Source organism: Burkholderia sp. BDU5 (genome assembly GCF_001522845.1).
GTDB classification, from domain to species: Bacteria; Pseudomonadota; Gammaproteobacteria; order Burkholderiales; family Burkholderiaceae; genus Burkholderia; species Burkholderia mayonis.
Genome location: NZ_LOWC01000153.1, coordinates 1 through 11,930, shown reverse-complemented (window position 1 = coordinate 11,930; position 11,930 = coordinate 1). Strand labels below are relative to the sequence as shown.

The following is an 11,930-nucleotide window of genomic DNA, read 5'->3' as shown; positions in this document are numbered from 1 at the left end:
TTCGATCTGTTTGAATTGGGCTTCGGAGATTTCCATCCCCGAAGCATAACCTTAAATCAATGTAGTGTGAACACGCCCTAGCCCGGCGAGGTGCGCAGTCGGATCGGGGACGAAGTGGCCGGACGGGCCGGAGCGGGCTCGACGCCGGGGAAGCTGGGGATGCCGGAATGGCTGGCGAGCTACGGCGAGGCTTTCGATCGCCGAGATCGGTGACGTGGATTACGGTGGCGTAGAGGCTTGCTCCGACGGCTGCCGCCACGTATCGCCTCGCTATCGACATGCAAAGCCGCGAGTCACCGGCGGCCGCGCGCGATGCGGTGATTACGGTGATGCGTTGACGCCCGAGCGAACTCGAACGATCCGGACAACCCAGGATGATTCGAGCGGGCCGACGATCCGGACAGCGCGGACGATTCAAGCCGCTGACGATTCGTGCGACTCGCTCGACGAATCGCCGCGAAACAGATCTCCGCTAGAACGCGCCGCCTCCCGCGCGCCGCCACGCGACGCACGCGGCGTAGCCGGCTGGCGCGTCGAGCCAGGCGGCATCGAACGCCGCCGCGCCGCTCGCCGGCGCCGTCGGCTCGACGATGCCGACGGCGGGCGCGGCCGTCTCGATCGACGGCGCCCCGCCGTCGAGCACCGAAAACGCGGTCAAGCCGCCGCCGATCCCCGTGCCGAGCGCTTTCAGGAACGCCTCCTTCGCCGCCCACACGCGATAGAACGCCGCTTCGCGCTCGCCGACGGGCAGCCTGTCGATCGCCGCTGCGTCGGCGGGCGCGAACACCGCGCGGCCGAGCGACTGCCAGTCGACGCCCGCGCGCCGCTCCTCGATGTCGACGCCGACGCGCGCCGCGCGGCTCCAAGCGATCAGCGCGTGCGCGCCGGAATGCGACACGTTGAAGTCGAGCGTCGGCGCAAGCGCCGCGTGCTCGGGCGCGAGCTGCGGCCGGCCGGATGCGTCGGCGGCAATCCGCAGCTCGGCGGGCGGCAGGCCGAGCGCCGCGCCGATCAGGCTGCGCAACACGGCGCGCGTCGCCGCGCTGCGCAGCGTGTCCTCCGCGCGAACGAAACGGCGGGCGCGCTCGCGCTCGGCGTCGTTCAACTGTTCCAGCGCGCGCGTGCCGCGCGCCGCAGCGAGATCGAAATCGAGCCGCACGAGCCGCACGCCGGCGCGCTGCGCCGCTGCGGGCGGCGACAGCTCGACGACGCGGTAGGCGTCGTCGTACGTGAGCGGCAAAGCGGCGTCGGTCGGCTGGCGCATCGGCGGCGGTGCACGTCGTGCATGGAATGGAAAGCGCTCGATGGTAACGGATCTTCGCGCGCCGAGTCGCGCCGAGTCGAGCCGACCGCGACCGACGCACGCCGCTCAACCGGTCGCCGCCCGGCCGCCCTCCTCCGCGCGCACCACGCGGCCGCGCTCGTGCGCGGACGGCTGCCGATGGACGTCGCCCGGCGCATCGGGCGCGAGCTCGCCCGTCTTCAGCCAGCCGAGCGCGATCGGCCAGAGCGTCTGCTCGAAACGGCTGTGAAAAAACGCGAAATGCCCGACGGACGCCGCACCGATCTGCTCGGGCGCGATCCGCAGATGCGTGATCGCGCTGCGTGTGTAATAGCCGAGCAGACGTTCGACTGCCTCGACGGTGCCGAATTCGTCGTCTGACAGCCCGACGGCGAGCACCGGCGCGCTCAGGCGCGCGAAGCGCTCGACGAGATCGCGCCGCGCGTCGGCCGTCTCCGCGATCGGCGCGCGCACGTACGCGTCTTCGAAGCGCGGCCGGCTGCGGCACCACGACAGCGCGACGCCGCGCGGCGTGTCCTCCATCCAGCCGAGCCGCTTGGCGGGAACGTAGCCGAACAGGCGCGCGATGACGGGCATCAGCAGATGCCATTTGATCAGCATCCGCAGTCGATGCGAGCCCTTGTAATCGCGCCAGTATGCATATTGCGCGCCGACCGTGAACGCGCGCCGCACGAGCGCGTTCGACGCGGCGAGCCCGAGCGTGACCCCGCCGACGCTGTGCGCGACGACGTCGACCGGCTGGCCCGGAAACGTGCGTGACGCGTATTGCAGAACCGCGTCGCAATCGAGACGTCCCCAGTCGAGCCAGCTCGCGCGAAAGCCGGCGAGCGCGTCGGGCCGCGATTCGCCGATGCCGCGATAGTCGTAGACGAGCACGTCGCTGCCGTGGCTGAACAGATAGGCGGCGAAACGGAAGTAGTAGCGGCAGCGCACGGATGTCGCGCAATTGACGACCGTCACCGGCCTGCCGGCCGCCGGGCCGCGATGCCGCCACGCGAAGCCGCGCACGGGAAAGCCGTCGGCCGCCGGCGCGACGAAAGGCTCGGGCGGAATGGCGTCGGGCTGCTGATCCGGCATGTCGTCTCCTGTGACGGTCGTATCGAGACGGCGCGCCGCGCGGCCGCACGAAGCGCCGGCCGGCGGCAGCCGTCGTTGTTTCGGTTTTCGACGGATCGGCAGGCGAACGTCCAGTGTTCGCTCGCCGAAATCGGGTGGCTTCGCGGCGCGGCGCCGGCGCGCGAGATCGGCGCGCGAAAACAAGCGCGCGTATTCGTGTGTACGCCGCGCGTGCGCCGCCATCTGCTCAGCTTCTGCGTTTCGCCGCCTCGCACTCGGCCGGGAGAACATCGCGCAGCCGCGCGCTTCCGGAATCGCCTATCGCACAGGTAATGCCCGCAGCCGGACGGTTCGGGAAGCCGCAACGATACGTTACTCGATTTGCAGAAAAGCAGCAGTGCGGTGCCGGAATCGTGCGATATGCCGGCGAGGAACACGGGACGCACACGACACGCGACGCGCGACGCGCGCGGCAGAATATATGCGCCCTTCTCCAAAGCAAGCGGTAGCAACGCCGTGCGAACGCCGATTCGCGCTAAACGAGCGCCGCGTCGAAGATCAGTGGGATCGCCGTCCGATGCGGCGTTGCGGCGGCGCGCCGATGCGTCGAAATTCGGCTGTTCGGGAACCGATGATCGGACACCGCGCAAAGACACGGGAAACGACATCATCGCGCATGAATCCATCAGCAGAGCGCGATAACGGATGCCATGACGCGCGGACGCTGAAGATGCGGAAGCGCCGTCGTTAATCGCGGAATTCGAAGTTGGGCATTCGGAGACGGGCGTTCAAGCTTCGATGCCGAGACGCGCGCATCGCACCAGTAGCCGCCACGCACGTATTCGCTACAAGAACAATCGGCCGCCGATCCGGCAGCCTCGCCCTCTCACGTCCATCAACGATACCGCGCGCGACTCGCCAATCCGGCCCCGCCCGCGCACGCGCGATGCGACGCCGCTCAACTCAGCAACCCGAGCATCGCCGCGCGCACGACGGCAGCCGTCTTGTTCGCGGTCCTGAGCTTGAGGATTGCGTTCTTCACGTGGAAGTTCACCGTATCGACGGAGATCGCGAGAATCTTCGAGATCTCGCCAGACGTCTTGCCGTCCGCTGCCCACTTGAGCACCTCGACCTCGCGCTCGGTCAGACCGCGCTCCGGATCCGCCATCAGCTTCGGCAGCATCATGCGGCCGAGCGCGGCGTGCGCGGTACGCACGAGCCAGCGCATCCGGTACTCCTTCGCGTCGAGCTCCGCTTCCGTCATCGGCTCGCTCGAGCGGACGAGCGCGAGCATGCCCATGCCGCCGTATGCGTCGAAGTTCGACTGCGCCCAGCCGAACCGCAGTCCGAACGATTGCGCCTCGACCCACATCTGATGCGCGGACGCGAACAGCGCCTCGGTCAGGACGATCGGCTGCTGCGACCGGCGGCCATGCGCGAGGATCGGATCGACGTCGAGAAAGCCCGCCTCTCCGTAGCGCCGCTTCCATTGCTCGGGAAAATTGCTGCGCGTCTCGATTCGCGGCCTCGACAGCGGCCACGGCACGCGCAGCGCATACGCGCAGTATTCGAAGTCGAGAGCCGTAGTGGCGGCTTCGATGCTCCGAAACGCTTCTTCCTCGGATCGGGCGCCGTCCAGCCCCGCCAGCAGGTCCTCTGCCCAATTCCCCATCGCCGCCCTCATCGGATCTCCATGTCCGGGCAAGCCGAAGTCTCGCGCGTCGGCGGCGCGAAGCGCCGCGTCCAATGTATCGATGCGAGGCAAATCAGCCGGCCCGAATGATCAGCGTGATTTTTATGATTGTGCTTTTTCAGCTCGTGTTTTCGTGTAATTCGATTCGAATTACACATGCGCGATCTCATTCGGGCAAATGAGATTTTTTCATTCGGTAAAACGGGCCCATACGCGGCTCGAATAGGCGACGGGATCGCTCAATGCTTCTATTGATTATTCACGTGCGTCACTGCGGATATCTCGAAAAACACCGTTGCGGATGCGCCGGCGGAACGAGCAACGCGTCTCGCTCGGACTCGTCGGCACGCGCGCAGCGCGAAGCTCGCGCGATGTCTCTTTTTTAACCGCAGAGTGAAACCAGGTGAATTTCGCGATAGGCGCAATCGCATGGCTTAAAAGAAAAACAACGCGCGCTCGCCGCACCGCAATATGCGTTCGGCCATGTCGACCGGCCCTGTGATGCGAGCCGCGCGGGTCGCGGCAGACGATGGATGACCGCGTTGGATGACCGCATGCAGTCGGCTGCCTGCGCGAGTTGCGCAGGCGCCTTTGCACGGCGTCGATATCGTCATCGGTGGGCGACGTGACCTGGCGCGGAGCGAACGCTCGGGAAGCGAAGCAGCGCGCCGGCACGCTCGTCAATGAATTGGAAAACAGAAAGGAAGCGCGGCGACAGAACCCTGCATGCCATGCACACTGGGTGTTGCCTGCTGCGCGGCGGCAGGCCGGATGCTTCGTCAGCCGAACAATCGTCAGCCGGCGGGAAGCGCAGCCGGGAATGGCACGGACACGGTCGCAGCGAGCCGCGCCGGCAGCACGGCCACCTGGTCGAGCTGCGCCATGACTTCGCCGAGCGAAAACGCGACGCTGCAGTTCGTCGTGTCGATCGAGATGTCGGGTGCGACAGGCGGCTCGTAGGCACTCGACACGCCCGTGAACTGCATCAAACGCCCTTGCTCGGCGCGCGCGTACATCCCCTTCGGATCGCGCGCGCGGCACACTTCGAGCGGCGTCGACACATAGGCCTCGAAAAAACCGTTCCCGACGATCGAGCGTGCGAGATCACGATGCGCCCTCAGCGGCGAGATCGTCGCAACGACGACGACGTAGCCTTCGCGCTGGAACAGCTTCGCGACGTGCGCGAAGCGGCGAATGTTCTCCATCCTGTCGGCGTCCGAAAAGCCGAGATCCGAGCACAGACCGGTGCGCAGCGTATCACCGTCGAGCACGATCGCCTTCGCGCCGCTCTCGAGCAGCCGGCTCAGCAGAGCATTCGCAGTCGTCGTCTTGCCGGCCCCCGACAACCCCGTCATCCACACGACCGGAGCGATCGCCTCCGGCGGAAAACCGTCCTTCATGTCCATGCATTCGCCTCTATCAAGCTCCTCCTAGCACGAAGCGAGAGTTTAACAACTGAAAGAGATCAAAAATGCGGTCTTTTCGAAATATTTCGGCCATATTAATTACAAAAAATTAAATGCACCAGATCAGGATTCATTTTACGGTCACCAATGCATCGAGCGCCCGCTTGCGCGCGGCGTCGTGAGCGATGATCGGCAGCGGATAGGTATCGCCGAGCCGCACGCCCGCTGCGGCGAGTTGCGCGGACGGCGCGACCCACGGCTCGTGGATCGCGTTCGCCGGCAGGCCGGCCAGTTCGGCACCCAGCGCCGCACGTACGCGCCGTCCGGGTCGGACTTCTTCCCCTGCGCAATCGGATTGAAGATCCGGAAATATGGCGCGGCGTCCGCGCCGCAACCCGCGACCCGCTGCCAGTTCGCCGCGTTCGACGCGGCGTCCGCGTCGACGAGCGTATCGCAGAACCACGCGTCGCCTTCGCGTCAGTCGATCAGCAAATGTTTGACGAGGAACGGTGCGCATACCATCCGCGCACGGTTGTGCATCCAGCCCGTCGCCCATAGCTCGCGCATACCGGCGTCGACGAACGGATAGCCGGTTGCGCGGCGCCGCCATGCGGCGAGCGCCGCGTCGAGCGCGCGCAGCGATCCGTGCAGCCGCCAGCGCGCCGCGCCACCCAGCGGACGCGCACCGGCGCGCTCGTCGAACACGTACGCGCCGATCACGGGACGTCCCGACTCGGCGGCACGCACGAGCGCGGGATGATCGGACACGCGCAGATCGTCGCGAAACCGGACGACGGCGTGAGCGATCGAGAAAGCGGCGGACAAGGGGGCAGACCTCCGCGAAAGAAAAACGAAAAATCGTGATTGCGGACTGTATCGAGGCGAGTGCGGCGCGGGAACGGCGAATAAGCTCGCCATGCGGGAAAAACCCGCTCAGTAGCGATCTTTCATGCTTCTTGCGCCGCCCCCAAATATACGGAATTACCCTCGGTTTTATACGCCATTCGTTCCGCAATCATGGATTACACGGATGTTTGAATCGTCGCTCGACGCAAGCGACATGGCGGCGCCCCCGGAAGCTTCGCTGTTTGGAGGCTGCGCCCTAATCCGAATGTTTGGCTGAACGATCATTGTGCACGTATAAATCAGCGCAACGGGCATGAACTCGTCGGCGCGAGCGACAATCGCTTGCGTACGCAATAAACCGGAGCACAACACAATCGGTACCCAACATGGAGGGTGACAATGGCAATTCAGCAACCGGCATCAACGGCCTGGACCGACACGAAGCGCTATTGGTGGCTGCTCGGCGCGCTGACGATCACGCTGCCGCTCCTGGCCGCGTTCCTCGCACTGTCGACCGGCTGGCACATCTTCTGGTGGTTCGGGCCGCTCTTCGCGTTCGGCGTCATTCCGGTTCTCGACATGCTGATCGGCGTCGACAGCGAGAATCCGCCTGACGCCGTCGTGCCTCGGCTCGAAAGCGACCGCTACTACCGCTACGTCGTCTATCTCGCGACCTTCATCGTCTACGTCGCATTCGCGGGCGCGATGTGGATCGTGAGCACGCAGTCGCTCGCGTGGTACGACTATCTCGGCTTCGCGCTGTCGCTCGGCGCGGCGACCGGCATCTCGATCAACACTGCGCACGAGCTCGGCCACAAGACGAGCCCGTTCGAGCGCTGGCTCGCGAAGATCACGCTCGCGCCCGTTGCGTACGGCCATTTCTTCGTCGAGCACAATCGCGGCCATCACGTGCGCGTCGCGACGCCGAACGATCCCGCGAGCGCGCGCTACGGAGAATCGTTCTGGGCATTCTTGCCGCGCACCGTGGCCGGCAGCGTCGCGTCCGCGTGGCGGCTCGAACGGGAGCGGCTCGCGCGCAGCGGCCGCTCGGCCTTGTCGTGGCGCAACGAAGTGTTGCAGGCGTGGGCGATGACGGTCGCGCTGTGGGGCGCCGCGATCGCGTTCGGCGGCACGAAGGTGATCCCGTTCCTGCTGATCCAGGCGGCGTACGGCGCATCGCTGCTCGAAGTCGTGAACTACGTCGAGCACTACGGACTCGGCCGCAAGCAGTTGCCGACCGGGCGCTACGAGCGCTGCACGCCGCAGCATTCGTGGAACAGCAACCATGTGGTGACCAATCTGTTCCTCTATCAGTTGCAGCGCCACGCCGACCATCACGCGAATCCGACGCGCTCGTATCAGGCGCTGCGGCACTTCGACGATTCGCCTCAATTGCCCGCCGGCTATGCGGCGATGATCCTGCTCGCATACGTGCCGCCGCTATGGTTCAGGGTGATGAATCCGCGCGTCGTCGCGCACTACGGCGCGAACATGGCGCAATCGAACATCAAGCCTTCGATCCGGCGGAAGGTGCTCGCGGATCTGGCCGTCGCGAACACGTGACGATGCGGGCCGTCGCGCTGACGGTTCTCCGCATGAGGCGCCGCGTGTGCGCCCTGTCGACGCGCGCCACGGCTTTTTTTGTCGTTCAGAACGGGCACGGCGCGGCATCCGGCCACGGGTTGCCTTGCTTCTCTTCATCATCTTCCGCACTTTCTCGTCTTCACGCCCTCGCGCTTAAAGCCCGCTCCTGGTCGTTGGTTCAGGTCAGCCGCCGCTTCGTGTCCGTCGCCTCGCGCTGAACGTCACCCCGCCTCATCGCGCTCGCATCCATTGCGGCTTCTCTTTCCGACCACGAGACGCTCGGCTCGTCGGCTCCGCGCTTCGCCCGCACTGCGTGCGATCGCGTCCGCCACGGCAACCCGCCTCGCGGCGTCGTACCCGCCCGCGGCCAATTGACACGCCGTCTTTGCCGTGACGCCCTGCGACCCAATATCGGCACGCCTTCACGGTCGATCGCATGCGCGGCGCAACCGCGTCGCGTCACCCTGGCGCCGCATCGAGCCTTTACAAGCGCATACCCGTCTCATACCATCCACACAAACATACATTTGTTGTGCATGTTAAAACGACGGCCCGTCATACCGCCGTCGCATTGAACGTTTTCTCCACATCCCACCCTCTTGAAGGAGAGAGGTCATGCGCTCCACACGTCGTCTATGGACATGGCTCGGGCTCGTCTGCCTCGCGTCATTCGCCGTCCTGCTATGGCTCGGCAGAGACATCTATCTCACCGCACCGCCGATTCCGAACGCGGTCGTCAGCGAAAATGGGCGCGTCATTTTCACTGGCGAGCAGATCAGGCGCGGTCAGCAAGTGTGGCTCGCGTCGGGCGACCAGCAACTCGGCACCGTCTGGGGCCACGGCAGCTACGTCGCGCCGGACTGGTCGGCGGACTGGCTGCATCGCGAAGCGCTCGAACTGCGCGAAGCGTGGGCGCGCCAGCAATTCGGCGCGCCGTACGCGAAGCTGCCGGTCGATCAGCAAGGCATGCTCGATGCGCGTCTGAAGCATGAAATGCGCACGAACCGCTACGACGCCGCAAGCAATCGCCTCACGCTGTCGGACGCGCGTGCCACCGCGACGCTACGCGTCGCCGAGCACTACGAAGCATTGTTCGGCACCGATTCGTCGCTCGACACGCTGCGCGATCAATACGCGATGACGGCGGGCTCGGTGCCGGGCGCGGCCGATCGCACGGCACTCGCGTCGTTCTTCTTCTGGTCCGCATGGTCGGCCACGACTGACCGCCCGGGCGAAATGGGCATCACGTACACGAACAACTGGCCGCACGAGCCGCTCGTCGGCAACACGCCGACGGCCGCGAACGGCATGTGGTCGATCGCGAGCGTGATCATCCTGCTCGGCGCGATCGCCGGGATGATCTGGTATCACACCGCGCACGGCGAGCACGACACGCCGCTCGCCGTGCCGACGAACGATCCGCTCGTCAACGTGAAGCCGACGCCGTCGATGCGCGCGACGAAGAAGTACTTCTACGTCGTGATCGGCCTGTTGCTCACGCAGGTTCTGATGGGCGCGATCACCGCACACTATGCGGTCGAAGGCCACAGCTTCTTCGGCATTCCGCTCGCGGACGTCTTGCCGTGGATCGTGAGCCGCACGATCCACACACAGTTCGGCGTGCTTTGGATCGCGACCGCGTGGCTCGCAACGGGTCTCTACATCTCGCCGCTCCTGTCGGGCCGCGAACCGCGCCTGCAGAAGCTCGGCGTCGATGCGCTGTTCTGGGCGCTGATCTTCATCGTCGTCGGCTCGACCGTCACCGGCTGGCTCGGCTCGCTCAAGCATCTCGGCACGAACTACGCGTTCTGGATCGGCAACCAGGGCCTCGCCTATACGAGCATGGGCCGCGTCTGGCAGATCCTGCTCTTCGTCGGCCTGCTGTTCTGGCTGTTCCTGATGGGACGCGCGCTGATGCCCGCGCTGAAGAACAAGGCGACCGAAGGCCGCGGCCTCATCGGCATGGTGTTCCTGTCCGCCGCATGCATCGGGCTCTTCTATGCATCGTCGCTCGCGTGGGGGCAAAACACGCACTACTCGATGATCGAGTACTGGAGATGGTGGCTCGTGCACCTGTGGGTCGAAGGCTTCTTCGAAGTGTTCGCGACCGCGGTGATCGCCCTCATCTTCGCGCGCCTCGGCCTCATCCGATTCGAAAGCGCGAATCGCGCGATCGTGATGGAAACGATCGTGTTCCTGTTCGGCGGCATTCTCGGCACGCTGCACCATCTGTACTTCACCGGCACGACGACGTCGATCATCGCGGTGGGCGCCGTGTTCTCCGCGTGCGAAGTGGTGCCGCTCGCGCTCGTCGGCATCGAAGGCTGGCAGACGTATCGCAAGTCGCACGCCGCGCCCTGGATCCAGTCGTACAAGTGGGCGATCCTCTGCTTCGTCGCGGTCGGCGTGTGGAATACCGTCGGCGCGGGCCTGCTCGGCTTCTCGATCAATCCGCCGATCTCGCTCTACTACGTGCAAGGCCTCAACATGACGCCCGCACACGGCCATGCCGCGCTGTTCGGCGTGTACGGGATGCTCGGCATCGGCCTCATGCTGTTCTGCCTGCGCGGCATGACCGTTCGCAGCGCGTGGAGCGACAGCCTGCTCAAGCCCGCGTTCTGGCTGCTCAACGTCGGCCTCTTCATGATGGTGTTCCTGTCGATCCTGCCGTCGGGCATCTATGAAGCCTATGCGAGCGTGACGAAAGGTCTCTGGTATGCGCGCTCGCCGGAGATCGTGCATGCGCCGATCATGAACGCACTCGTGTGGCTGCGCGTGCCGGGCGACGTCGTGTTCGCGTTCGGCGTGCTGTATCTCGGATGGTTCGCGCTGCGCCTGCTGCGCCGGCCCGCGCCGTCGCGACCCGACGAATGCGCCGTCGGACAGACCGTGCAACGCACGTAAGCATCGTCACCTGAACTTGCCGGCCGCGCGACGCGCGGCCGGTCTTCTCCCTCTCCTTCCGTTCGGGGCCAATCATGTGCAATTCATCAAGAATCCGAAGCGAAACGCCGGACGAGCGCGCGCTGCCGCGCTGCTCATCGGTGCAGCGAGCGTCGCGCTCGTCGTCGGCGCCGCGGTGCTGCGGCGGCAAACGGCGCTGTTTCTGTGGATGCTCGCAGCAAGCGTCGCGTGCTGGCGGGCGGGCAACGTCGTCTGGCTGCTGACGGGCGATCCGTCCTCGGCCGTGCCATGGTGGCTCGCGTTCCTGATCCTGACGATCGCCGCCGAGCGGCTCGAACTCACGCGCGTGCGCCCACTGCCGCGCAGCGCGAGCGCCCTCTTCCGCGGCATCGCGGCGCTGCTGCCCGTCGCCGCGGCGCTCGCGCCGTGGCAGCCGCTGCCCGCGCTGCGGCTATTCGGTGCGGGCGAGTTGCTGCTCGCGCTATGGCTGATTCGCTACGACATCGCGCGCCGCACGGTGCGCCAGCGCGGCCTCACGCGCTTCGTCGCCGTCTGCCTGCTGTCCGGCTATGGCCGGCTCGCCGTGAGCGGCGCGCTCAGTCTCGACGGCGCGCTCGCGCCCGGCCATCCGGCGCACGACGCCGCCCTGCACGCGCTCACGCTCGGCTTCGTGTTCTCGATGATCCTCGGGCACACACCGATCATCGTGCCGGCCGTCGCACAGTTGCGCGTGGCATATCGGCCATTCTTCTACGCGCCGCTCGCGCTACTGCATGCGACCGTCGCGCTGCGCGTCGCGGGTGGCCTCCTCGATGTGTTCACGCTGCGGCGCGCGGGCGGTGAAGCCGCCGCCGTCGCGATCGCGAGCTTCGCCGTGACGCTCGCGATCGGCATTGGGCTCGCGCGTCAAGCGAAGACGCGCCGAAACATCGGCAAACATCCCCTTTGGATCACCACCTCCGTGGTGTCAACGGTCCGACACGGCGGTCTTGCGCTCGAGCAAGGCCGCAGCCGTGCAATCTTGTCGCAGGGCTTGCGCGCGTTTCTTCCATATGATGCATTAAGAGACGGTTTCAAAAAGGCCCGGTGGGGCTGTTAACTTTCGCGGCGAGCTGTTAACCTCAGGCATCGGAACAAC

6 protein-coding genes and 2 pseudogenes are annotated in these 11,930 nt (G+C 66.0%); 3 read left to right on the top strand and 5 right to left on the bottom strand.

The genetic code is table 11. The annotated features are described in order from the left end of the window. Positions 1-472 precede the first annotated feature (472 nt). The 5 genes and pseudogenes from WS69_RS24035 to WS69_RS24015 form a co-directional block, all read right to left on the bottom strand. Complete coding sequence (locus WS69_RS24035; protein WP_059473166.1) at positions 473-1,264, bottom strand: 4'-phosphopantetheinyl transferase family protein; 792 nt, start codon at positions 1,262-1,264, stop codon at positions 473-475. A 105-nt stretch (positions 1,265-1,369) separates the two neighbouring features. After that, a complete protein-coding gene (locus tag WS69_RS24030; RefSeq protein WP_059473168.1) occupies positions 1,370-2,380 on the bottom strand; it encodes an alpha/beta hydrolase family protein in 1,011 nt (336 codons plus the stop codon). Between the two features lie 937 nt (positions 2,381-3,317). Further along, entirely contained in the window at positions 3,318-4,031 is a 714-nt protein-coding gene (locus tag WS69_RS24025) for an autoinducer binding domain-containing protein (RefSeq protein ID WP_059473167.1), read from the bottom strand. Positions 4,032-4,846: 815 nt separating this feature from the next. Continuing rightward, positions 4,847-5,458: an adenylyl-sulfate kinase gene (cysC, locus tag WS69_RS24020; RefSeq protein ID WP_059473165.1), complete on the bottom strand. Its 612-nt coding sequence runs from the start codon at positions 5,456-5,458 to the stop codon at positions 4,847-4,849. A 130-nt stretch (positions 5,459-5,588) separates the two neighbouring features. Beyond that, positions 5,589-6,283: pseudogene (locus tag WS69_RS24015) on the bottom strand (FAD-binding domain-containing protein). 420 nt (positions 6,284-6,703) lie between these two features. Here WS69_RS24015 and WS69_RS24010 point away from each other — a divergent pair. The 3 genes and pseudogenes from WS69_RS24010 to WS69_RS24000 form a co-directional block, all read left to right on the top strand. Beyond that, a complete protein-coding gene (locus WS69_RS24010; RefSeq protein WP_059473164.1) occupies positions 6,704-7,867 on the top strand; it encodes an alkane 1-monooxygenase in 1,164 nt (387 codons plus the stop codon). 636 nt (positions 7,868-8,503) lie between these two features. Further along, on the top strand, positions 8,504-10,792 hold the full coding sequence (locus WS69_RS24005; protein ID WP_059473163.1) for a nitric-oxide reductase large subunit: 2,289 nt from the start codon (positions 8,504-8,506) through the stop codon (positions 10,790-10,792). Positions 10,793-10,910: 118 nt separating this feature from the next. Further along, a pseudogene (locus WS69_RS24000) lies at positions 10,911-11,729 on the top strand (hypothetical protein); the annotation flags it as partial. Positions 11,730-11,930: the final 201 nt, after the last annotated feature.